Origin of the sequence: Pelotomaculum isophthalicicum JI, assembly GCF_029478095.1 — a bacterium.
Taxonomy (GTDB): domain Bacteria; phylum Bacillota; class Desulfotomaculia; order Desulfotomaculales; family Pelotomaculaceae; genus Pelotomaculum_D; species Pelotomaculum_D isophthalicicum.
In genome coordinates this window covers 45,872-68,868 of sequence record NZ_JAKOAV010000019.1, presented here as the reverse complement: position 1 = coordinate 68,868, position 22,997 = coordinate 45,872, and the positions used below count along the sequence as shown (strand labels likewise).

The 22,997-nt window shown below is 52.6% G+C and carries 23 protein-coding genes and 2 riboswitches; of the genes, 1 reads left to right on the top strand and 22 read right to left on the bottom strand.

Annotation, left to right across the window (positions count from 1 at the left end; translation table 11 throughout):
- The first annotated feature begins 301 nt into the window (after positions 1–301).
- Entirely contained in the window at positions 302–1,369 is a 1,068-nt protein-coding gene (gene had, locus L7E55_RS10920) for a 6-hydroxycyclohex-1-ene-1-carbonyl-CoA dehydrogenase (RefSeq protein ID WP_277444264.1), read from the top strand.
- Between the two features lie 128 nt (positions 1,370–1,497).
- Here the strand turns inward: had and L7E55_RS10915 are convergent, their stop codons facing one another.
- From L7E55_RS10915 to L7E55_RS10810, 22 genes are all read right to left on the bottom strand, one after another.
- Positions 1,498–2,220 (bottom strand): protein kinase domain-containing protein, encoded by a 723-nt coding sequence (locus L7E55_RS10915; protein ID WP_277444263.1) that lies wholly within the window; start codon positions 2,218–2,220, stop codon positions 1,498–1,500.
- A gap of 309 nt (positions 2,221–2,529) precedes the next feature.
- A riboswitch (NiCo riboswitch) is annotated at positions 2,530–2,623 on the bottom strand.
- Between the two features lie 100 nt (positions 2,624–2,723).
- Entirely contained in the window at positions 2,724–3,098 is a 375-nt protein-coding gene (locus L7E55_RS10910; protein WP_277444262.1) for a sirohydrochlorin chelatase, read from the bottom strand.
- A 112-nt stretch (positions 3,099–3,210) separates the two neighbouring features.
- Complete coding sequence (gene cobD, locus L7E55_RS10905) at positions 3,211–4,338, bottom strand: threonine-phosphate decarboxylase CobD (protein WP_277444261.1); 1,128 nt, start codon at positions 4,336–4,338, stop codon at positions 3,211–3,213.
- Positions 4,339–4,382: 44 nt separating this feature from the next.
- A complete protein-coding gene (gene cobT, locus L7E55_RS10900; RefSeq protein WP_277444260.1) occupies positions 4,383–5,441 on the bottom strand; it encodes a nicotinate-nucleotide--dimethylbenzimidazole phosphoribosyltransferase in 1,059 nt (352 codons plus the stop codon).
- Between the two features lie 25 nt (positions 5,442–5,466).
- Positions 5,467–6,834, bottom strand: a complete 1,368-nt coding sequence (locus L7E55_RS10895; RefSeq protein ID WP_277444259.1) for a cobyrinic acid a,c-diamide synthase CobB — start codon at positions 6,832–6,834, stop codon at positions 5,467–5,469.
- Positions 6,834–7,817 (bottom strand): adenosylcobinamide-phosphate synthase CbiB, encoded by a 984-nt coding sequence (cbiB, locus tag L7E55_RS10890; protein WP_277444258.1) that lies wholly within the window; start codon positions 7,815–7,817, stop codon positions 6,834–6,836. The genes L7E55_RS10895 and cbiB overlap by 1 nt, the downstream gene beginning before the upstream one ends.
- Positions 7,807–9,369 (bottom strand): cobyric acid synthase, encoded by a 1,563-nt coding sequence (locus L7E55_RS10885; RefSeq protein WP_277444257.1) that lies wholly within the window; start codon positions 9,367–9,369, stop codon positions 7,807–7,809. Before L7E55_RS10885 ends, cbiB begins: the two co-directional genes overlap by 11 nt.
- On the bottom strand, positions 9,366–9,989 hold the full coding sequence (locus tag L7E55_RS10880; RefSeq protein ID WP_277444256.1) for a precorrin-8X methylmutase: 624 nt from the start codon (positions 9,987–9,989) through the stop codon (positions 9,366–9,368). Before L7E55_RS10880 ends, L7E55_RS10885 begins: the two co-directional genes overlap by 4 nt.
- A gap of 251 nt (positions 9,990–10,240) precedes the next feature.
- On the bottom strand, positions 10,241–10,999 hold the full coding sequence (gene cobK, locus L7E55_RS10875; protein WP_277444255.1) for a precorrin-6A reductase: 759 nt from the start codon (positions 10,997–10,999) through the stop codon (positions 10,241–10,243).
- Positions 10,996–11,721: a precorrin-3B C(17)-methyltransferase gene (gene cobJ, locus L7E55_RS10870; RefSeq protein WP_277444254.1), complete on the bottom strand. Its 726-nt coding sequence runs from the start codon at positions 11,719–11,721 to the stop codon at positions 10,996–10,998. The genes cobK and cobJ overlap by 4 nt, the downstream gene beginning before the upstream one ends.
- Positions 11,715–12,776 (bottom strand): cobalt-precorrin 5A hydrolase, encoded by a 1,062-nt coding sequence (locus tag L7E55_RS10865; protein WP_277444253.1) that lies wholly within the window; start codon positions 12,774–12,776, stop codon positions 11,715–11,717. Before L7E55_RS10865 ends, cobJ begins: the two co-directional genes overlap by 7 nt.
- Positions 12,748–13,527 (bottom strand): precorrin-4 C(11)-methyltransferase, encoded by a 780-nt coding sequence (gene cobM, locus L7E55_RS10860; RefSeq protein WP_338091214.1) that lies wholly within the window; start codon positions 13,525–13,527, stop codon positions 12,748–12,750. Before cobM ends, L7E55_RS10865 begins: the two co-directional genes overlap by 29 nt.
- Positions 13,524–14,237, bottom strand: a complete 714-nt coding sequence (gene cobI / locus L7E55_RS10855) for a precorrin-2 C(20)-methyltransferase (RefSeq protein ID WP_277444252.1) — start codon at positions 14,235–14,237, stop codon at positions 13,524–13,526. The genes cobM and cobI overlap by 4 nt, the downstream gene beginning before the upstream one ends.
- A 13-nt stretch (positions 14,238–14,250) precedes the next feature.
- Positions 14,251–14,844: a precorrin-6Y C5,15-methyltransferase (decarboxylating) subunit CbiT gene (gene cbiT / locus L7E55_RS10850; protein WP_277444251.1), complete on the bottom strand. Its 594-nt coding sequence runs from the start codon at positions 14,842–14,844 to the stop codon at positions 14,251–14,253.
- Positions 14,837–15,481: a precorrin-6y C5,15-methyltransferase (decarboxylating) subunit CbiE gene (cbiE, locus tag L7E55_RS10845; protein ID WP_277444250.1), complete on the bottom strand. Its 645-nt coding sequence runs from the start codon at positions 15,479–15,481 to the stop codon at positions 14,837–14,839. Before cbiE ends, cbiT begins: the two co-directional genes overlap by 8 nt.
- Positions 15,474–16,568: a cobalt-precorrin-5B (C(1))-methyltransferase CbiD gene (gene cbiD, locus L7E55_RS10840; RefSeq protein ID WP_338091213.1), complete on the bottom strand. Its 1,095-nt coding sequence runs from the start codon at positions 16,566–16,568 to the stop codon at positions 15,474–15,476. The genes cbiE and cbiD overlap by 8 nt, the downstream gene beginning before the upstream one ends.
- A gap of 15 nt (positions 16,569–16,583) precedes the next feature.
- Positions 16,584–17,489 (bottom strand): energy-coupling factor ABC transporter ATP-binding protein, encoded by a 906-nt coding sequence (locus L7E55_RS10835; RefSeq protein ID WP_277444248.1) that lies wholly within the window; start codon positions 17,487–17,489, stop codon positions 16,584–16,586.
- Positions 17,434–18,219, bottom strand: coding sequence for a cobalt ECF transporter T component CbiQ (gene cbiQ / locus L7E55_RS10830; protein WP_277444247.1), 786 nt, complete (start codon positions 18,217–18,219; stop codon positions 17,434–17,436). Before cbiQ ends, L7E55_RS10835 begins: the two co-directional genes overlap by 56 nt.
- A complete protein-coding gene (locus L7E55_RS10825; RefSeq protein WP_277444246.1) occupies positions 18,206–18,490 on the bottom strand; it encodes an energy-coupling factor ABC transporter substrate-binding protein in 285 nt (94 codons plus the stop codon). The genes cbiQ and L7E55_RS10825 overlap by 14 nt, the downstream gene beginning before the upstream one ends.
- Positions 18,490–19,257 (bottom strand): energy-coupling factor ABC transporter permease, encoded by a 768-nt coding sequence (locus L7E55_RS10820; RefSeq protein WP_277444245.1) that lies wholly within the window; start codon positions 19,255–19,257, stop codon positions 18,490–18,492. The genes L7E55_RS10825 and L7E55_RS10820 overlap by 1 nt, the downstream gene beginning before the upstream one ends.
- Positions 19,258–19,383: 126 nt before the next feature.
- Positions 19,384–19,550: riboswitch (cobalamin riboswitch) on the bottom strand.
- Positions 19,551–19,720: 170 nt separating this feature from the next.
- The gene (locus L7E55_RS10815) at positions 19,721–20,491 is read right to left on the bottom strand and encodes a transposase (protein ID WP_277444244.1); all 771 of its coding nucleotides are present in this window, start codon (positions 20,489–20,491) and stop codon (positions 19,721–19,723) included.
- Between the two features lie 91 nt (positions 20,492–20,582).
- Complete coding sequence (locus L7E55_RS10810; protein WP_277444243.1) at positions 20,583–22,985, bottom strand: beta-propeller domain-containing protein; 2,403 nt, start codon at positions 22,983–22,985, stop codon at positions 20,583–20,585.
- Positions 22,986–22,997 lie beyond the last annotated feature (12 nt).

Genomic DNA, 22,997 nt, shown 5'->3' with positions numbered 1-22,997 from the left:
GGAATTTTTTTAACGAAAAAACTTGATTGCGAATTCTTTATAAAACATATGCATAGAGTGCGCTGATCTGGAATTTGCCTGAAACGAGTTGGATGCCGTTACCTAAACAAATGTATTATCCTATTTTTATACTGTAAATATATGTTTCCATAATCATCATCTCGCTTCTGAAGCTTAAGTTTCCGCCATGTAATTATAGTGTAAAAATACGTTTCCATAACATCATCTCACTGTAGTATTTATGTGGCATGTTTTTTGCTATATTTAACATTATAAAATGTTCTTAGGGAGGTAGAGCACCGTGTCCGTACCCGCAAAAATTGAAACATGGCAAATGATTGAGCCAGGCAAACTGATGCGTACCAGTATTGACGTGCCCGATTTAAAAGCAGGTGAGGTCTTGGTCGAGGTGGCCGGCTGCGGAGTCTGTCACACAGACGTAGGCTATTTTTATGATGGTGTGCCCACCGTTACCAAGCCGCCCCTGACGTTGGGGCACGAAATCGCGGGCCGTGTGGTAGCCGGAGTGGAGGGGTTGATTGGCAAAGAAGTTATTATTCCCGCGGTTTTGCCCTGCAACAATTGTCCCATCTGCGCCTCCGGCCGTGGCAACCGCTGTCTGAAGCAAGCGATGCCGGGCAACAGCTTGGGCATTTATGGCGGGTTCGCCAGCCACATCCCCGTTCCGGCCGAAGACCTCTGCGTTGTGCATGATAGGAAAGGGTTACCCCTGGAGTTCCTAGCCGTGGTAGCTGATGCCATCACATCTCCCTACCAGGCGGCAAAAAGGGCCAACATCCAGGATGGGGATATTGTTGTCATTACCGGCGCCACCGGCGGGCTTGGAGTTTACATGACCCAGATCGCCGCGTCCATGGGAGCGAAAGAAGTTATCGCTATCGCCAGAAACAAAGAAAAACTTGAGCGTTCCCTGGAATTTGGTGCTACTCACACGATTAGTACCCAGGATAAAAGTATTAAGGATGTGCGCGATGAGTTCCGGGCTTACTCGAAATCAAAAAAGCTTCCCTCTTATGGGATCAAAATTTTCGAATGCACAGGCACTAAGATAGGCCAGGAAATTTCCCTTGAGCTATTAACATTTGTCAGCAAGCTTTTGATAGTTGGTTTTGGGACTTCCAAATCGGAATTCATGTTTTCACGCCTGATGGCCTTTGATGCCGAGGTTATCGGTACCTGGGGTTGCCCGCCTAAATATTATCCCGAGGTCCTTCAACTGGTACTAGACGAAAAAATTAAAGTTGCTCCTTTTGTTGATATTAGACCTATGAGTCAAATTGAAGATGCATTTAAAGCTTCTCACGCAGGCAATCTAATGAAACGTATTGTTTTAACTCCCGATTTTTAATCTAACCACTAGTTTTAAAATATAACTTAAGATGACAAGCCTCAGAACCACGGGCATAAAGCCTGGGATCCTGAGGCTAAATTATTTTCTCTTGATAAGACTTAAATATTTATAAGCCATCTGCTTACTTAAAGGGTGGCTTTGATAAAGTCCCTTTCAACATCATGGATGCTTTTGTATCTCTTTTCAATACCCATCAACCTTTTCAAGAAAAGAACCTCATCATGCCGCAAATCCAATTCTTCATACCAAGCTTTTTTCTTATTATCTTTTGGCTCAAAGGATGTATAGTAAAGGTGTAAAAGAAAATCCCCCAAATAAGAAAAATCCACATCCACAGTATATCTTTTTTGGTTAATCCAACGGGCTAGCCCGAAATCTATCAAGCTTACCTTATCGCCGTCATATAATGTGTTCGGCACCCTTATGTCCCTATGAACGATATTTCTTTCATGCAAATATTTTAATATATTAATTATCTGCATGCCTATTCGATATATTTCTTCACGACCGAAAACACGACCTTCGGCAAAAATTAATTCCTCGAAGGTTATGCCCTCTTTATACTCAAGAACATACCCGTAAAATTTCTCATGCTCAATTTTTTTAATAAACCCCGGTATACAATCATGCTTCACGCCCATTAGGATTTTTTCTTCATAGCCAACTTTTGCCCAACTCTTTTTCAACATTCCTCTTTTTAATTGCTTTAATATATACTGCCTCTTGACATCACCAACAAGGTAGCAAATACCGTATCTACCCTCACCGATTATTTTTAAAACGGTATATTCACCAATTTTTTGATTTGGTGAATATACCTTGTCTTTGTAAAATAATTTTATGACCATGAACTACGGTGGTGTGAATGATGGCGCCGGTGATGCTGCGAATGCGAGTGAGAATGTGAATGAGACTGACTCCTTGAACCGCTTATAGCGTCAATTATTTTTCCTAGAATGCCGGATTTGTCCCGTCTCTTGTAATAGTCACTGCCATGGCTTCCATGACGATAATGCCCCTTACTTGATGAACGTGAAAACTTAGAAAACAATCCCATGATTTAACCTCCTAAATTTATTATTTCCCTTGCAGACTATGGAAATTATTATTAACTTAGCACTATAAAAAATACCTGTGGCACCATAATTCCATCTAATTATAGTCCCACAGGTATTTACCTGCTGCCGGCAAACGCCAACCCAGCCCCACACACCCGAAGATCAAGTGTATCGCCTGCTCTATTAATAATGACCTATTCACTTGCCTTTAGTTTATGTCAAAACATAACTGTTTGTCAATATTTATTGATCATTCCGCAGGCGATATATCTACCTTCTCAAACACAAATAGTTCACACTACTTCTTTGATCCGGTCTGAAACGATTTCAGCGATTTTGGAATCAGCTCCCATATGGGCGGCACACTTTATTTCCACTCCGTATTTTTTTATTAGGCGCTCAATCATGGCAGGTATATCTTTTTGCATATGTATACCGTTTGAGATAAAGACCGGCGCTACGATTATTTTTTCCGCGCCGCCGCCGACCAGCTTGTTCACGGCTTCCTCCAACCCCGGTCTCCCGGATTCCGGGTTCATAAAGGCCGTTTCCAGTAACTGAAAACCATTTTCAACCCTGATCATGTTAGACAGCTCCAGCAGGACCTCATTAGCTTCATCTACTACCGCCCTGCTGCCGTGCCCCAGAACCACTATACCAATTTGCATATCTAAATTCTCCTTTTCGTAAAAATCGCCGTTGGTTGCCTTTGGGCATATAACGCGGCTTATGTTCGGCCTTAATAATTGTTCGAGCTCTTTGCGCCCTCAAACAGTTCCCTCACTTTTCCTCGGGATGTAATATCTCTGCCAAAACACGAAGCAGCGTTGAATTAGAGTCATGATCCTTAACCGCCAGGCGTATGTAGTCAGGTCCCAAACCAGGAAAAGAACTGCAATCGCGCATCAAAATTCCCCGCCGGCCGGCCGGCCCCGCCAAATCTTGAGCCGTCCGCCCCCTGGCGCTGATATCAACAAGCAAAAAATTTGCTGCGGCAGGGAATGGGTTCAAACCAAGGTCTGCGAGTCTGCCTGCCAGGAAATCCTTCTCCTGCTGAATCAAAGCCCGGCTGCTTTCCATATAATCATATTCCTTGAGAGCAACCTCTCCGGCCATTTGAGCCAAAATATTTACGTTCCAAGGATCCCGGACGTTGTTCAGCGCTAAAATAAGCGCCGGGTTGGCAACGGCAACTCCCAATCGCAGCCCGGGCATGGCAAAAAACTTGGTGAGCGAGCGCAATACAAGCATATTATCAGCGTCAACGGCCTTGGCGCATAAAGTGAGCTTCCGCCATTCCGGCAGAAAATCAAGAAAAGATTCATCGACAACCAGGAAGACCTCCCGGCAGCGGCAGATTTCCGTGATCTCCCGCAGCGCATCCTCAGGAATAAGATAGCCGGTCGGGTTGTTGGGGTTACATAAAAAGACAAGTTCCTCACCAGAAAGGTTATCTGAGACAACCTCCGGATTCAGGCGAAAACCGTCCTGACGCTTTAAAAATACGGTGGATATTTCCGCGCCGCTTATTTGTGACACCCGCCGGTATTCGCCAAAAGTCGGCTCGAATATAAGCGCCCGCCTCGGTTTCAGGGTTTGCATCAGCAAATGGAGAATTTCCATTGAACCGTTGCCGGCCATAACATTTTCCGCTCTCACGCCGAGGTAGCCGGTGAGTGTCTCTCTTAAACCACGGTTATCCGGGTCCGGATAGCGCTGAATGGTCTTCAGATTCCGCTTCAGGCAATCCAGAACCGCTGCCGGAGGCCCCAGAGGATTGACATTTAAACTGAAATCCAGCATTTCGTCGGGGGTTCTGCCATACTGTAACGACGCCTCGCGCCAGTTGCCCCCGTGAACAACCGTTTTTATTTTATTTATCTCGTCTCTTATCCCTCTATTGACCATATTTCAACCGCGACCTCCAAACCGAAACCATTAATAAATATTCATCATTGTAATGATTCCGCCACGCCTGCTTCACCAAAGGTAGCCATCTCGTTTAAAATCTTCACCGCCGCATCGACGAGAGTCATGCCCAGGACCGCGCCGGTGCCTTCACCCAGCCGCATGCGCATGGTCAACATGGGCCGCAGTCCCAGCATCTCAAGCATCACCCTGTGGCCGGGCTCCTCGGACAGGTGAGACGCGATCATATACTGGCGGCATTGCGGGTTTAGTTTAGCTGCAATGCAGGCCGCGGCGGCGGAAATAAAACCGTCAATCATCACCGGCACGCGGGCGGCCGCGCCCGCCAGGATTAAACCGGCCAAGCCGGCGATTTCCAGCCCCCCCAACTTTGCCAGAACATCAAGACCATCCTCCGGGTCAGGCCGGTTTATTTTTAATCCTTTCTCGATGGCCTTAATCTTTAGCTCCAGGCGCTGATCGTCGAGACCGGTGCCGCGGCCCACGATTTCCCGCACCGGCTTGCCGGAAAGAGCGGCTAAGATGGCTGTGCTTGGCGTGGTGTTGCCAATGCCCATTTCACCGGTACCGAGCAGTTCCGCGCCGCGCCGGACGCAGTCATTGGCCACTTCGATACCTACTTCCAGGGCGGCTGTCGCCTGTTCCCGGGTTAGCGCCGGCCCCTCGGCAAGGTTCGCCGTGCCATAGGCCACCTTGCGCTTTAGCAAGCCGGGCAGATCGGGCAGGTCGGAAGCAACGCCAACGTCGACCAGCAGCAACTCCACACCGGCATGGCGGGCCAGGACATTTATCGCCGCCCCGCCGTTGGCAAAATTCAAAACCATCTGGGGGGTAACTTCCGGAGGATAGGCGCTGACGCCACAGGCCGCGACGCCATGGTCGCCCGCCATAAGGATATGGGTTTTGCGCAACGGAGCCGACGGCTGCCTGCCGGTAATACCGGCGAGAGCAAGGACGATGTCTTCCAATACCCCCAAGCTGCCTGGCGGCTTGGTAAGATTATCGAGCCTGGACTGAACCCTGCCAATCGCCTCATGGTCCAATGGCTTGATCGCTTCTATAGTACGAGTGAGCAATTCCATCTTTTCAACGTTCCCCCTACCTTATCTAACTGCCGGCATAGGCGCGGCATTTCGCCAAGAAGTTATTTGCGGCGGCCGGACTTCCGGCCCAATGGAGATGCAGGTATGACGCCAGCACTGAACCTGAAGCATAGCCTTCCAACCGATTATTGTCAGTCAGGCGGTAGGCCCAGGCATAGCCTTCTTCCACTTCCAGCCTTGAATAATGGAACTCGTGGCCTTTTACGGTAAGGCCGGCCGGACCAAGGATACTCGAGCCATGCGTTACCGCCTCCCGGTAACCCATGCCGGCCAGGCGCTTTTGCATGCCGCAGACGGCAGGTACAAGTCCTGCCATGGGCCAGCGCTTGCCGTCGAGATCTTTTATCGCCCGGCAAAGGTACATCAGGCCTCCGCATTCGGCGTAAATCGGCAATCCCCCGGCTGCTTTTTGCCTGATATCTTCATGCAAAGTTGTGTTGTTTGAGAGTTCCGGCAAAAACATTTCCGGAAAACCGCCGCCGATAATCAGTCCCGCCGCTCCCGCGGGAAACCGAGTGTCTGTCAATGGGCTGAAAGGCAGCAGGTCGGCGCCGCGGGATTCGAGGTAATCCAGGGCATCCCGGTAGTAAAAATTAAAGGCCGCGTCCAGGGCAACGGCTACCGGCAAACGCCCGGTCACCGGCAGAAGCGCGAATAATGGTCGCTCCGGCGGGCTCAATTCCTCCGCCCGTTCCGCCAAGGTTATGATCCGGTCCAAATCCAGCGCTTTGCCGACAATATAGGCTAACCGGTCCAGCACCTTGTCAAGATCCTCCATCTCCACCGCCGGAGTGAGTCCGAGATGCCGCGAGGGCATTTCCAAATCCGCCTCGCGCTCCAGGCAACCGACGACGGGTATTCCGGTCGCTTCCTCTATCGCCTTTTGCAGAATCTCCCTGTGCCGTTCCCCGGCGACACGGTTAAGTATCACACCGGTGATATTCACCCTGGGGTCGTATCTGGCATAGCCCAAAACCATGGCGGCCGCGCTCTGGCCGAGAGAAGCGGCGTCCAGAACAAGCAATACCGGCGACTTGAGGATGCGGGCCACTTCCGCCGTGCTCCCCGCGCCGCTGCCTGCCCTGCCGTCATAAAGTCCCATTACTCCTTCGATTATACCAATATCGGCTGTGGCAGCGGCTCTCAGGTATAACTCCCTGATTGTCTCTTCAGGCAATAAAAAACTGTCTATATTACGGGACGGACGTCCGGTAACCGCCGTGTGGTAGCCGGGGTCAATATAATCAGGGCCGACTTTAAACCCCTGAACCTGCAATCCCCGACGCGCCAGGGCCGCCATCAGCCCTGTGGCCACAGTTGTTTTACCCGCGCCGCTTTTCACACCGGCAATAACTACCCGTGCCTGGACCATTAGTTGCTGCCTCCCCAAACCGAAAGCTCCGTCAAAAACCAGAGAATGACACTAACCGTGGCGGTAAACAACAGCGTTGCCACACTTATCAGCTTAACCGACTTGACAATATGTCCCGGTGTTATTTCCTCACATAGCTCACCAATGTAAGGACGAAAAGAAGCTATACCCCGGTAGTAATTCAAGCCGCCAAGCCGCACCCCCATGGAGCCGGCGGCAGCCGCTTCAGGAAAACCGCTGTTGGGACTGGGATGGCTGCGGGCGTCGCGCCGCATGGTCGTCCAGGCGCGAAAGAAGCCGGTGCCGGTTACCGCGGCGGCCAGGCAAATTAAAAGCCCGGTCAGCCTTGCGGGAAGGTAATTGGCCAGATCGTCCAGGCGCGCTGCAGCGCGGCCGAAATAAAGATACTGCTCGCTGCGGTAACCCAGCATGGAATCCAGAGTATTAATCGCCCGGTAAGCCATCGCCAGCGGCGCCCCGCCGACCAGGCCCCAAAAAAGAGGGGCGATTATTGCGTCGCTGGCATTTTCCGCAACTGTTTCCACCACCGCCCGCGCGACTTCACCAGGGGGCAGTTCCCCGGTGTCACGGCCGACAATTAAACCTGTCTGCCTGCGGGCTTCCGCAAGTTTATCGTTTTTAAGCAGCCGGTAGATTTCCAGGCCTGCTTCCGCCAAGCCGCGCCAGGCCACCGTTGTCGAAAACAGCCAAATACCCAGGCAGACACCCGCCACCGGAGCCCATCGGATGGCCAAAACTAGCATCAAATAAGTCAACAGCCAGGATGAACCCGCCACCAGCGTCACTAGCGTTGCTCCGGCGATTAATTGCCCGCGCGGCGTGACCGCCATTGGCCGGAATAAGTCTTCCAAGCGGGCAATCAGCCAACCGATCATTCGGGTCGGGTGGGGTATCCACCTGGGGTCGCCTATTACCAGATCGAGGGCAATCGCTCCCAGGAAAATGGGCAGGTTAAGAAACAATATCCACAACCTCCAGGGGACGGGGAAGTCCCATAATCTCCGCCAGCCGTTGTAAATCCAGTGCTGACCCCACAACCCGCGTCAGGTCGTCCAGGCGCTTTTCCAGATCGGCCGCAAATTTATAATCACCCTCCGGGTCGGCCAGGCCGCGCCGCCGCCGCAAGAAAGACAGCACATTGCCGCGGAAGTCGTCGTTATCAAAGATGCCGTGAATGTATGTACCCAGGATCAGCCCGCTTGGAGCAACAGCACCGTCATTTATCTCAACCGGTTCCTCTCCCCTCTTTTTGATCTGAAAGGCCGCCTTTGTCTGGTTAACGCGCCTGCTCTCGCCCATGTGAATTTCATACCCCTTCACCTGCCAATCGCGGCAAGGTTCCAGGAAAGGACCTGCGCCTGTTATATATGCCTCAACAAGGTAAGTGACTTTGGCAAGAGAAAAATCGGTCACAATATCGAGCAGACCCATCCCTTTGACACTCTGGGCGCCGCCGCCTTCACTTCCCTCAGGGTCGTTGATTTCAGTCCCCAGCATCTGGTAACCGCCACAGATGCCAATTACAGGCGTGCCGGCAGCAGCCAGCTTTTTAATCTCTTCGTCCTTACCGCATTCCTCCAGGAACAGGAGGTCACTCAAGGTATTTTTACTCCCGGGCAAAATGACCAGGTCCGGCTTCCCCAAAGGCTCTTTTCCGGCAACATAGCGGACATTTACACCAGGTTCCCGCTCCAGTGGGTCAAAGTCGGTAAAATTAGAGATGCGCGGGGTCGTTACAACGGCAATTTCTATTTGAGCCGCTGTCGAAGCCCGGTTAATTTTTCTTTCTAAAGCCACTGAATCTTCTTCAGGCAAGCCCAGGTCAGACAGGTACGGGATTACACCAAGCACCGGCTTGCCGGTTCTTGCCTCAAGAAATTCCAGCGCCGGTCGCAGCAGTTCCAAATCACCTCTGAATTTATTGATTATAATGCCGGACACCCTATCTCTCTCGTCAGGATCAAGCAATTCAAGAGTGCCCACCACCGCCGCCAGGGCGCCGCCACGGTCGATGTCGGCCACCAGCAGCACCGGAGCCCCAGTCATTTTGGCGATACGCATGTTGGCAATTTCATGCTTCTTCAAATTAACTTCCGCCGGGCTGCCGGCTCCTTCAATGACGATAATTTCAAACTCCCCGCAAAGACTTGTATAAGCCCCTTCTACTACGCCCAGCAAGCTCTGGTTGTAGTTGCCGTGGTACTCCATGGCCGATAAGTTCCCCACCGGGCTGCCCAGCACCACTATTTGCGAAGAAGCGGGGGCGGTCGGCTTTAACAAAATGGGGTTCATCCGCACACTTGGCTCAACACCGGCGGCATACGCCTGGAGAACCTGAGCGCGGCCCATCTCACCTCCATCACGGGTAACGCAAGAATTCAACGCCATATTTTGAGACTTGAACGGGGCCACCCGGTAACCCGCCCGGTAAAAGAGGCGGCAGAGGGCGGCGGCAAGAATGCTTTTACCGACACTGGAACTGGTGCCTTGCAACATAACATTGTAGCTCATCATTCCACCGCCAGTTTGAGCAGGGCGTTGACGGCGGCGACGGCTACCGGGCTGCCCCCTTTTGTTCCACGAACTACCACGTGAGGGATTGACGTCACGGCCAGAGCTTCCTTGGCCTCAGCCGCGCCGACAAAACCGACCGGCACGCCGATAACCGCCGCCGGCCGGGCAACTTCCGCCTCCATCAACTCCAACAGGCGAAAAAGCGCGGTAGGCGCGTTGCCGATGACCACCAGGCCGCCGTCCATCCGGCGGGCAAGCCATTCCATGGCCGCCATGGCCCTTGTTACATTTTTTATTTTTGCTTCAGCCGCCACTTCAGGTTCCCGGATCGCGCAAAAGATTTTACCGCCTAACGAGTCAACCAGACGGGAACTGATCCCGGCGCGGACCATCTCTATGTCGGTAAAAATACCGGCGCCCCGCTTCAAGGCCGCTACCGCAGCGGTGATAAATTCCGGGTGAAAAGAAATTAACCGGGCATAACTTAGGTCGCCGGTAGCGTGTATAATCCTGAATAAGACTGCCTTCTCTCCGGCAGTTAAACGGCAGTCGCCCAGTTCAGCGGCAATAAGCTCATAACTCCGGGCCTCGATAGCTTGTGGATTGTATAGGTAGGCCAACGACTCGCCACCTCCAAAAGATACTTATATGGATATAAAGTTTGTTCCCTCGCTGTTACGGAAGCAAAGGGGAAGCAAAGGGACGGTCCTTTTGCTTCCCTATCGTCCCCCTGTCTATTTGTCCCCTTATCTGTTTTCTGCCCTAAAAATAAATGACTACGATTTTTATCCATCTGATGGTGAAGCGAAGCTTCATGAACGTCTGACTACTGACTACTGACTACTGAATACTGAATACTCTCATTAACCTATCAGTAAAGCGCCTGTATAGCCGCCAATATTTCGGCTTTGCTCATGCCGTCTTCCTCCTGCGGCCTGCGGACAACGATTACTGGCAGGTCCAATTCCAAGGCCGCGAATACTTTTTCCAATGCTCCGCCAACTGTTCCGCTATCTTTGGTAACCACGACATCGGCTTTGTAGTAACTGTACAGGGCTGCATTCAGCTCCCTGCCGCAAGGCCCCTGCACAGCCACGATATCGCGGGGCGGCAAGCCGAGCGAGCGGCAGCAGGCAATCGAATCTGTTTCAGGCAATACCCGCGCGATTAGCCGCTTGCCCTGCAGACCGGGAGAACGGACAAACTCAGGCAAATGACGCGTGCCGATTGTCAGGAAGATATTATTAAAACCAGGGGCCGTCACGGCGTTAACCGCCTCTGTCCAACCTTTGACACTTTTTATCAAAGGATTGATGGGAAGCTCTACCGACGGTCTTGCGTAGCGGTAATACGGTAAGCTGTGCCGGGCGCATAATTGTTTAGCCATTTTAGTGATGTTGGTGGCGAAGGGATGGGTACAGTCCACCAGCGCTGTAAAACGACGACCCTGCAGCAGGTTAGACAGACCGTCCTCAGAAAGTGGGCCGCTTAAATTCGCTACCACCCCGGCGGCGCCGGCCAGTTCGGCTCCGTAAGCAGTCAAGGTGGCAGTTGTCACCTGATAACCTCGCGCGCAAAGATCGGCAACCATTTCCCTTCCCTCGGTCGTGCCGGCTAATACCAGGATCATGTTTGATAACCCCGCGGTGTCACCAGGCGGCCATTTAATATCCTGGTCTGGCTGTTGCCGATAATCACTGTTGTCAACATGTCTACCGGCAGGCCGGTAAATTTTTGGAGATTGCTGACCCATACTTCCTCCCCGTCACGCCCGGCGTTACGCACTACGCCCACAGGTGTTTCCGACGGCCTGTGTTTTAAAAATATCTCCCCGGCCTGTCGCAGTTGGATCTGCCTACCGTGACTGCGCGGGTTATAAAGAACAGTCACGAAGTCACCCCGGGCGGCCATTTCCAGCCGCCTTACGATCAGGTCCCATGGGGTCAGGCGGTCGCTTAAACTGATCACAGCGAAGTCATGCGTTAAAGGCGCGCCAAGCAAGGCAGCGGCAGCTGTGGCCGCGGTCACGCCCGGAATAATCTTAACCGAAAGTCTGCTGTCTGGCGCGGCCTGTTCAAGGACTTCCAGAACCAGGCCGGCCATGCCGTAAACGCCCGGGTCTCCGCTAGAAACAACGGCCACCCGCTTACCGGACAGGGCCAGCCGCACCGCCTGGCGGCAGCGCTCCAATTCTTGAGTCATCCCCGATGACACCACTTCCCGGCTGCCGATAAGGTCCCGGATCAGTTCGATGTATACGTGGTACCCCACAATTACTTCCGCCTGCCCCAGCGCTTCGAGCGCACCGGCCGTCATGCCTTCCGCCCCGCCGGGTCCGAGACCGACTACCACCAGGCTGCCCTGGCCAGGGCTATGGTCACTCCTTCGTAGCGGTGTTTCCGAAAAATCAGTTCCCCTCTCCCCGCAGCCAGCAGAGCCGCCGGTTCGCATACGCCACCAACTCCCACCTTTGCCTGTACTGTTGAAGAAAAAGCCAGATCCGGTCTTGTTTCAAGCACAGCAGCCAGGTCCTCCGCCGGATAAGTCTTCAGTCCGCAGCCCAGCCGCCGCGCCGCCGCCAGCAGGCCCGGCTCACCAGCCTTAATATCCATGCTGGCCAGGGCCGCCAGGCACCAGCGGCTGTAGCCGGCTTCACGCAATGCCCGCCCGAGGGCTGCCAGAATTTGGCCTTCCCCAACGTCTCGCCGGCAGCCTATGCCCGCAACAATTTGGGCCGGGCGGAAAAAGAGCCAGCGTGGGCCGGGGTCAGTCAGGCGCAACGCTGTCACCAGCACCCCCGCATCCCAACCTGACGAACCATTAAAGGATTTCATATGAAAACACGGCAACTCCGGCGCCAGCTTGCGGCAGCGGCTCAACCAGGGTTCTTCGGCCCAGATCCCCACCCGCCTGCCGTTAACCAAGGCGGCGCTTACCGCCGCCAGCCTGGCGGGCGGCGATGGCTTCAGCCCCAGTTCCCGCGCCAGCAAGTCCAGGGCAGGCAAACCCCGCACGTCGCTAGCGGTGGTGATTACCGCCTCACCACCCAGAACAGCAGTTGCCCGCCGGGCTAATTCGTTCGCCCCACCCAGGTGGCCTGACAGCAGGCTGACGGCAAACCGGCCTTGGTCATCCAAAACAACTACAGCCGGGTCCCTGTATTTGCTCTCAAGGTAATTCGCCAGGCAGCGCACGGCAATCCCGGCCGCCATGATCAGGATCAAGCCCTCATGGCGGCTCCAGAGTATCCCCAGGAAATCGCGCAGTCTGCCTTCGACAGGCTTTGCCTCAATACCATCAGGCACAGCCTGTTTGGTATAGACTGTTACATTGCCACCCAGGCCTTTGGCCAGGCGCAGGCCTGTCTCCAGACCGGCTTCAGTCAGGGTTACAATTGCAACATTCATCTTTCTTCCCCCGAAAGCTGTGCCCGAAGCCGGGGTCGTACAAACTGGAGCGCAGATAAGGCGCGGAAAGAAACTTGCCGGTCAGCAGCAGCGCCGTACGGTTGATGCCGGCCGCGGCAGCCTGTCGCGCGATATCTTCCAGCGTTCCCCGGATTACCTTTTCTTCCGGCCAGGAGGCCTTATACACCAACGCCGCCGGTGTGTCCGGACCATAGCCCTGAGCCAGTTCGGCCGCGGCTGCCACTAGAGAGCCGGCGCTCAAGAAAAGGCACAGACTAGCATGGTGCCCGGCCAGAGCCGCGAGACCTTCTCCTGGAGGCACCGGTGTACGCCCTTCATGGCGGGTCAGGATCAAGGTCTGGCTAACACCCGGCAGGGTAAATTCACGCCGCACGGCCGCCGCCGCCGCCGCGAAGGAACTAACTCCCGGCACCACCTCAAAAGGCACCCCCCGCTGAGCCAGCCCGTCCATCTGCTCCTGAACGGCGCCGTATAGGGAAGGGTCGCCGGTATGCAGCCTTACGACCAGTTCACCGCAGTCCACAGCCTCCGCCATCAGATCCAACATCTCCTCCAGCGTCATCCCCGCGCTGTTAAAACACCTGGCCTGGGGGCGGGCGATATTCAGCAAATCCGGGTTGACCAGCGAGCCGGCATAAATGATTAAATCCGCCCGGGCAAGCAACTTTTGACCTTTCACGGTTATGAGCTCCGGATCGCCGGGACCGGCCCCGACAAAATATACTTTCACTTTGATTCCGCCCCCTTTACGATAATCGCGGTAAGATAATCATGTTTCTTGCCGATACCTTCATCTAAGTCACGGCTGACGATTTCCCCGTCGAGGCCGCAGCGGCTGATGAGGACCGCGTTTTCGGCCCTGCCGTTTTCTTTCAATACCCGTACGATCTCATCATAGCGGCGCGCCACTTTCATTAGAACCATATTTGAAAAATGGGGCAGCAATTCGCCTAAAACCTCTGGATCCTCAAGCAGGGGAACGACCGCCAGCGGTTCGTCGCCTTTGGCCAGGGGCTGGTTAAGCCGCGCCGCCGCCGCCGCGAATGATGTGACGCCGGGAACTGTTTCAATCTCTACCCCGGATTCCAGTTCTCCGACCTTTTCCATCAGGTAGCTGTAGCTGCTGTAAAGGCTCGCGTCACCCAGGGTCAGAAAAGCAACGTCCAATCCCTTGCCCAGCTTCTCCAGCAGTCTGCCCGCCGCCGCCTCCCAGGCTTTTTCCAGGCATTCCTGGTCCCGGCTCATGGGCATTTGCAAGGTAATGATTTCCTGTTCCGGCCTCAGGTGGGATTTTGCCACTGTAAGGGCCAGGCTATCCTCCCCGTGGCGGGAGACCGGCACGGCGACTACCGGAACCTGTTGCAGAACCCGCAGCGCCTTGAGAGTGATCAGTTCGGGATCGCCCGGCCCCACGCCTAGGCCGTAAAGTTTTCCAGCCAACCTGCAAGGCCTCCTATACCTGTAGAGTAATAATATAAATTGAGTTCATTGACTTCCAGAGTTGACTTTTTCCGGCAGCCGCCAGCCGGGCAACATTAACGTTGATCACTTCCGGATCAAGTCCACGCTCGCGGGCGTAGTCCATACCATCCCGTAGAGTTTCCCAGGTCACGGCGTTAATCACAATCCGGCCTTCGGGCCTAAGTCTATGTAAACATTCTTCAAGGATAGCCGCAAGCTTGCCGCTGCTCCCTCCAACCAGAACCCTGTCCGGTTCCGGCAAACCGGCTAACACCTCAGGCGCCGCCCCCGCCACAAATTCCACGTTGCTAAGGCCAAACCGGTTTGCATTGGCCCAGGTCAGGGCCGCGGCCACAGGTTCTTTCTCTATGGCGTATACCCGGCCGGGGTTGACCAGTCGCGCGGCTTCAACTGTCAAAGAACCCGTTCCGGAACCGATATCGTAAACTGTCTGCCCGGGCTTCAGGCGTACTTTGGCCATAGTCAGGACACGGATTTCCTCTTTGGTCAGGGGCACACCCTCTTCCCGCCGGAACAGGGCGTCGGGGATGCCCGGGGTTAGAAAAGGCCATTTAATTTCAGTCATAGCCCAGCACCATTACAGCGTCCGGCAAATCCCGCCCAGCCAGTTCGGACGCTTTAAGCATCAGGCAGCACTCCACTGAAGTACCCAGCGCGGCCCCAATCCAGACCGGGTATTCCCCCAGACCGTTATTCTCAAGGTAAAGCCCGACAGCAGCCGGTGAGTTGCGCCCGCCGGCAAGCACGGCAAGCTTGGCCTCGCCTTGCCGCAGCTCCGGCAAATAAGGCTCCAGCAGGGCGATATCCCGCCCGTGCAGGCTGACAAACGTGGCTCGCTCCCAGGTGGCCCCCAGGCGGGCGAAAGCCAGTTGTATGGAACTGACCCCTGGAATAACCCGTATTTTTTCCCGGGGAAACTGTTTTTTCAGCCAGGGGAGCAGGCTGTAGAAACCGGGGTCCCCGGAAACCAGAACGGCCGTCGGCTGCCCGTGAATTTTTCTCAGGTAGACCGCCAGGGCTCCCAAATCCCCGGTTAGAAGGAACTTTTCAGCCCGCAGGTGTTCAAACAGGCCCAACGCCCTTGTCCCGCCGATTAAAACCCTGGCCTGCGACGCCGCCTCCCGGGCTGCCGGCGTCAGGTAATCCGGGCTGCCGGGGCCGGTTCCCACCACAGTCAGCCAGCTTTTTTCAGGCTCAACCATGCAGATATTCCTCCATAATTTGCCGGGCAACCACATCCCGGCCGATAATTTCACCTTTGAGGTTTAACAGTGCGGTTCCCACCGTCAGGCGGTTGTGAACATAGTCCCCGGCCTGCCTGCTGGCCAGTCCGGCCATCATATCCCAAAAATCAACCTGCCCGCTGTTTCGCACTATTTCCAGAGTGGCTTCAACGGTCGGAGACGCCAGGACTGCCCGCACCGCCTCGGCGCAGGCCCCGCCTGCCGCCAGGTGCGCCGCGATAATCTCCCGCCTGCCGTCCGCCACCCGGCTGTGTGTGTAAAAGATACCCCCAGCCACCTTGATCAGCTTACCGGCGTGGCCCCACAATAATACCCGCTTTACCCCGGCATCCGCACAGGCTTCCAGGAGGTGTCCGATAAAATTGCTGGTCAAAATCACTGCTTCTTCCGAAAAACCATAGTTTTCCACCGCCTGCCGCTGACCCATCCGGCCCGGTGTCAGTACCAGTGTTTCGTGGCCGGCCGCTAGTGCCATGCTGACCTGTGGCACGAGAGCAGACCTGAAAGCCTCAACAGACATAGGCTCGACAATACCGGTAGTGCCAAGGATGGAAAGGCCTCCCACAATCCCCAGCCTGGGATTTAAAGTCCGGCGGGCCAATTCCTCGCCGCCCGGAATGCTGATGGTCAGTTCCACTCCTTGCCCCGGTTCCAACAACTGCGCGGCCTCATTTAAAATCATGGCGCGGGGCACCGGGTTAATGGCCGGCTCTCCCACAGGGACCGGCAAACCCGGCTTGGTGACAGTGCCCACACCGCGTCCGGCCAGGATTCGCACCGGCCCAGGGCACAGCCGGGCTGTAACGTGCACTTCTATCCCATTGGTGATATCAGGGTCGTCACCGGCGTCTTTAATCACCAGCGCCTCAGCCCAATCCCGCTCCCGCGCAACCTGAACGGGCAAGCACAGTTCCCGCCCACCCGGCGTATTTATTTTTACACGGTCAGGCAGTGACTCTTGCCGCAGGGCCATAATAGCCGCCTTCGCCGCCGCCGCCGCGCAGGAGCCTGTAGTATAGCCCTGGCGCAGACGCTTAACAGGCAATACTCTTACCCCCATCTATTGTACGTTTACCATGCCGCCATAATCCATTAGATTGCCAAGCAGTTCTTCCTTAGTCCTGGGGAGAGGAATCTCCCCGGGCAGACAACCATTCCTTTTCAGGGCCTGCCCCATTTCAACCAGCCATGGCTTGTTTAATTCCGCTTCCTTTAACAAAGCCTCGTTCTGAAAAATACTTTCAGGCACTCCCGACGCAATGACCGCCCCTTCTTTCATGACATAGATATAATCAGCCCAGGTATAGGCCAAATCAACATCATGGGTGGAAAAAACAACGGTCACTCCCTGGTCGTTTATCTTTTGAAAGAAATCAATTATCCGCTGATTTTGGCGGGAATCCAGCCAGGCCGTGGGTTCGTCGCAGATTAACACCCGCGGCCGCATGGCCAGGACGGCTGCGAGGGCAACCCGTTTTTTCATACCATAGCTCAAGAAATGGGTAGGCTTATCTTTCAATCCCTCAATCTCCAGAACAGCCATGACCTGCTCAGCCTGGCTGCGCGCTTCTTCTTTTGACAGGCCAAGGTTTAAGGGGCCGAAAGAAATTTCCTGCAGGACATTGCCCGCGAAAAGCTGGGTGTCAGGGTCCTGAAAGACCAGGCCCACGTTTTTGCGCAAATTCAGAAGGGATGCATGCTGATAGCCGATATCCCGGCCGTCAAAACGGATCTTTCCCCCGTCAGGCATTAAAATGCCGTTGAAATGCTGAAAAAGGGTGGTTTTACCGGCGCCGTTCGGACCGATTATGGCGGTCTTTTTCGATTGATAAATTTGCAGCGATACTCCTTTTAAGGCTCTGGCGCCATCGGGGAAAGCAAATTCAACATCCACAGCTTCTAATATAACTTCAGGCAGCGACACCAACCCCCGTCCGCCAAACCAAGACAAGTAAAGCCAGTTCAAATAATGCCACCAGGGCAATGTTCTTCCCGGATATAGAATAAGGCATTTCCAGCACTTTGAGTTCCTCCTGATAGCACCGAGCCAGTAAAGCCGCGAAAAGCTGCCGGGCGTGGTGGTAAGACTTGACGAAAAGGTTTGCCGCCAGCCAGGCCAGTGAATAATAAGACGTTTTTAAAGAAGCGTACCCCCAACGGGAAGCCTGAGAGATATAAATCCCGGAAGCTGTCTCCATCAGGACAAAAATAAAGCGGTAAACAATCAGCATCAATTCCAGAAAAAGAGCGGGTACTTTGGCTTTCTTCATAATCCACATAATCTCTAGCACCGGTGTGGTCAACGCGAGAAAATAAAGACATGAAACCGTCCCGAGGGATTTCAAAAACAAGTTGCCTGCCAAACCAAGGCTGGCTGCCGTAACACCGACATTTACATCCCATGCCGTAAAACCCCATTCAAGGGGCAATGAATATCGGGAAATCTGAAAAGCGACGGTAAAGACACCAATCAGCAGAAACACCAGCGGAACCAGCATCAGCTTTAAATAGAATCTTAGCGGTATCCCCGCCCGCAAGACTATACCTACGCCCATAATAAGAATAACCACCATGGAGATGAGCGGGCGTGAAACCGCCAGGCAGATAACCAAGGTGAGGACTGCAAAAGAAAGCTTCTCCGCCGGGTGAACGGTACGCAGCCGGTTTGCATAGGCAAACTGGTCAATTCTTAGCATCTTTCCTGCCTTTCATATATCCGAAATAATAACCGATAAAGCAAGCGCCGACGGCTCCCTGCACGGTAAAAAGAAAACTTTCCACTTCACTGCTGGGCGGCTCCCAAATTGAAGAAAGCCATGGCTGATAATCCGGGTTTGTCTCGGCTATTACCTGCTCAGCCTGACCGTCAGCCCCGCTAAACTCCCGCCCGTGTATAAACAGCAAGGGAAGCACCGCCAAAACAAGCACAAAGACAATCAAAACAATGTTTTTAACTCTATAAGCCATTATAATTTCACCTCACTGGAGGAAATGTTGCCCGGAAAGACGGCCAATTCCTGAAGCTCTCGCTTGTTATGCACGAGCAGGAGGTTGAAAACAACCACTGTCAACAGCCCTTCGCTGACAGCAAGTGGAACCTGGGTGAGGGCAAAAATCCCCACGAACTTTTCAAATGCTCCCGCGACTCCCCCTGCTTCTGCCGGAAAAGCCAGCGCCAGTTGCAGAGAGGTGACAACATAGGTGAGCAGATCTCCCAACGCGGCGGCCAGAAATACGCAAAATCCCAGCGGCGCCCCCGACCTCCGGCAAAGCTTAAACACTCCGTACGCCACATAAGGTCCGACAACAGCCATGGAAAAAGTATTGGCCCCTAAAGTGCTGAGACCCCCGTGGGCCAACAGGACAGATTGAAATATCAGCACAATGCAGCCGAGAACGCTCATCGCCGCCGGTCCGAAAAGCACGGCCCCCAGCCCCACTCCCGTAGGATGAGAGCAACTCCCTGTAACTGAAGGAATTTTTAAAGCTGACAGGACAAAAGCGAAAGCCCCGGCGAGGCCTAACAGCATCTTTGTTTCAGGGTGGTCTTTAATTGATTTTCTTATAGAAAGAAAGCCGGCAATAATAAAAGGCAGGGTCAATAATGACCAAAAAAGGCACCAACCAACCGGGAGAAAACCTTCCATTATATGCATGGCATACGCTTCACCAGGGTATTGCCACAAAATGGCGTTCAGGAGCAAAACAAGAAAAATGTTCTTTTTCAGGTCCATGAACTAACCTCCTTCATCAATGTCAACAAACAGATAAACAGATATAAAAACCCCGGCCACGCAAAATAGCCAGGGTTCAATGAACAATAAACACTATTACCTCACCTCTCCATCTCGCGTGGCGCAGTGGTGCGGCTAAAACAGGAAGTTCTCCTGGCTCAGCTTCATCGCCGCCTGCTTCCTTCCCAGGCTCTTAAGCCCAGTGGATTACATAGCAGACAACTTGACCTTACAGTGGCGCGACCGCGTTGGATTTTCACCAACTTCTCTTAACCTGTTTTATATTATTGAATTATTTTACTAGTATTCTTCAAAATCAGGAAAAATCCTGCTGATTATTTAACTATTTAATTTTCAGCAGCCCTATTTCCGCGAGGCTGTCTTAACTACTTGCTTTAATATATTTTCCTGATAACGGTGGAAGTACCGGAGAAGCAAGGGGACGTTCTTTTTGCTTCCTTTTTCAAGCCTTAAAGACTATGCTTTGATTCAATCCAGTCACCCGTGCAATTTGCCGTTGCGTTGCTCCTTCAACAACCTTGATTCGCCTTAATATCTCATTACGTTTCCGCTTCTCAATGGTTCGCAATATCATTACAGATTCCCCATTCAGCATAGATTCAATCTCTGCTTTTACTTCACTATCTGTTTTCCTTTGTTTGATTTTATCATCAAGACATGTTTCCTGGGCTTCTATTTTCATATGCTCTCGAAACCTACGTATCGCCTCAGCCCTCTCTTCGGCAAATATCCCCAAAATGAAGCCGACATCGGTTAGACAAATCGGATTTTCATGCCTGCCATAATATGCCTGGATGCTGCTCCAGCAATAGTCTTCCGGTTTTCTTACCATCCCTGCTTTCACCGGGTTGTTATGAATATATCTGATAACTGTCAATAAGTATCCATCATCTTCAACGCATTCGCTTGCATAGCGCCCCTGGAATACGTGGCCGGTTCTTTGGTATTTCAGGTTATACCACCAAGCATAACTGGTGCCGATCCGTTTCATAATTTGAGGAATCTCTTCACTTTTCTCATGAATGAGCAGATGGACATGATTACTCATCAGGCAATATCCATACACCTCAAACTTGTCAGTTTTAACACGTTCAATAGTTATCAAAAAACGTTGATAATCATCTTCGTCGCAGAAGATGTCTTGCCGGTTGATTCCTCTCATTACGATGTGGTAAACTCGACTCTCACATCGTTCCCTTGCTTGTCTCGCCATTTCTATTCGCTCTTTCTAATTTTCTTTTATTATACCAAATAATTGCAAAGGAAGCAAAAAGAACGTCCCTTTGCTTCCCCTGCTGTTGTTTCTATTTGATTTCCAGTGTCCCTATTTCCGCGAGGTCGTTTAAACTGTTGGCTTTGATATATTTTCCTGACAATGTATACAGTACATCATTGATATAGATAATTCTATCGACGTTTTTGTCGCTGTCATACCAGTAGTTGCCCGCCTTCTTGTAGTCCTCGTCCGAAAGGTGAGAAATCCGTCCTTTCAGAGTGAAACCACTGGCAAGGTCTATGTTATAGACATAAGCGCCCTGATAAACAAACTGGCCATACGCGGGGAAGCCGGAATCCTGCACTTCACTGCCCTTTACCTCCATTAAGCTGACAGGGAAGGCCAGTAAATTCTTATCTTTGGAGAACAGCAAGGCTTTATGGTTGCGCAGCAATTCGGAATCAGTGCCCCGGTCGCCGATCTTCTCTTTGTACATTTCCACCGGGTTGCTTACGTCCGTCACATCAAAGATGGCCATTTTCATACCCGTGTAATAAGCCATGCTATTCGTTCCGCCGTTATTACCGCCCTTTTGCCCAAGCTCAATTGTGTCTTTCCCGAAGCCGATGATATGATTTTCGTCATAGGGGTGCAGGTAATCGCTATAGCCCGGTATTTTCAAAGCGCCAAGTATTTGAGGCCGGCCCGGCTCTTTTAAGTCGATCACGAAGAAGGGGTCAACCGTCTTGAATGTTACCATGTACCCGCGGTCTCCCACGAAACGCACAGAATAAATTCTTTCACCCGGCGCGATATCCTCCAACTTCCCGGATACATTCAGCCCGCTATCCAGGACGTATACATTATTCTTCGAAGTATATTCGCCGGTGCGCCATATGTCTCCACTGGTAGTGGCGATACGGAAGTAATCGTTATACTCATCCATGGAAAACTGGTTCAGAATGGTTCCCGGCACTTCGCCGCCGGCCGTGTAAGACAATTTTCCGTCATTCAAGGCAAACTTATAAACCTTGGTTTTATTGCTGTCAACATACCCGGGTTCAGGCAGCAGCCCGGTCTTACTATCTTCCAATATTCTATACTGGTAACTCGTTACCGCGACATACAGGTTTTTCATGGAAGCATAGATATTTTCACCGGAACCAAGGTAAGTGTTAACGTCTGCTTTTTCATCCGGCCTGTCTAAATTTATACCCGCGACAATCAGGTAATTTGGTTCCATGAAGCCGGGAAAGCATTTAATGCATGAATAATCTATGTCTACATAGGCATCGCCCGCAGCCGTATCACGGTAGAAAGGTTTGGGATCCTCTATCTCCTTTTGGGAATAATAATAAATACTCCTGTTAGCCAGCAGGTAAAACGCTTCGCCTATTTTCCGTGAAGAAACGTATCTTCCGTCCAGTTCCAACTCGCGCACCTGTTTAACAGCCGACTTATCGCCGATGTCATAAATAATTGCTTTCACCGTGTCACGCTGGTAGGGCGGCGGGTATATAAGCGAACTGATTTTCTTACTCGTTTCATTCATCGGCATGATCCCTGGAGGATTCTCCCGGTACCTGTAGGTTTGACCGATTACAATCAAGTACTTGTCATCCACGTACATTTCATTCGGAGCAAAGTTTTTATCAGTAAAATCCAGGGTGCTGATTATTTTCATATCACCGGCGGGGTAAGCAAGCGCTATTATGACACGCTGCCCCTTAACCAAATAAATATAACTGCCGTCAGTTTTAACTATATCCGCCTCGTCAACACCTTCTACCTGGACATTCGTCTTGGAATAGTCGGCATCATTCGCGGCGACTGACTGGTTGTTCGTAACCGCTGACTTTGCTGATTCTTGCTTCATCGCTCCCGTTCCCGCAGGAGCACCCACCATCACTCTTCTGTCATTGCTAGCCTGGGTCTGCAAATTTGCCAGAAGGCTTTTCAAGTTGTCATATGTACCCACTACCGGGAGGTCTGCGGCTTCTGGCGGTGGTCCGGGCAAGTTGCCGGGAGGTCCGATCAAAACAGCCTGAGTTGCTTCATCCCACTCTACTTCATATTTCAAAGCTTCAGCCAGCCAGCGGGCCGGTATAAACACCCGGTCGGACACGACCAGAGGAGCGACATCCATCGAGCGCTCCTGTTCACCCACATACAGCAAATTACTGCCCACGGTCAACCGGATCGCCGCGGCATCCGTGTCAAAAGTGACTGTCTGCGACATACCGTCCCAGGTGATATTATCATTTGAAATACCCAAAGCACGGCCGAGGTACCGCACCGGAACGTATACGCGGCCATCCCGGACAAATGGCGACACATCCGTGGCAATCGTTTGGCCGTCGTTGATATAAGTTTTTTGGTTAACTAAAAAAGTTGCCTGATGCTGATCCATGGCGCTGCCTTTTGGCTGAAGCCAGGGGATAAAGATTACTGCCAAGGCCAAAGCCACAATTAAAAAAACAAATTTTTTCATATTCAAACCTCT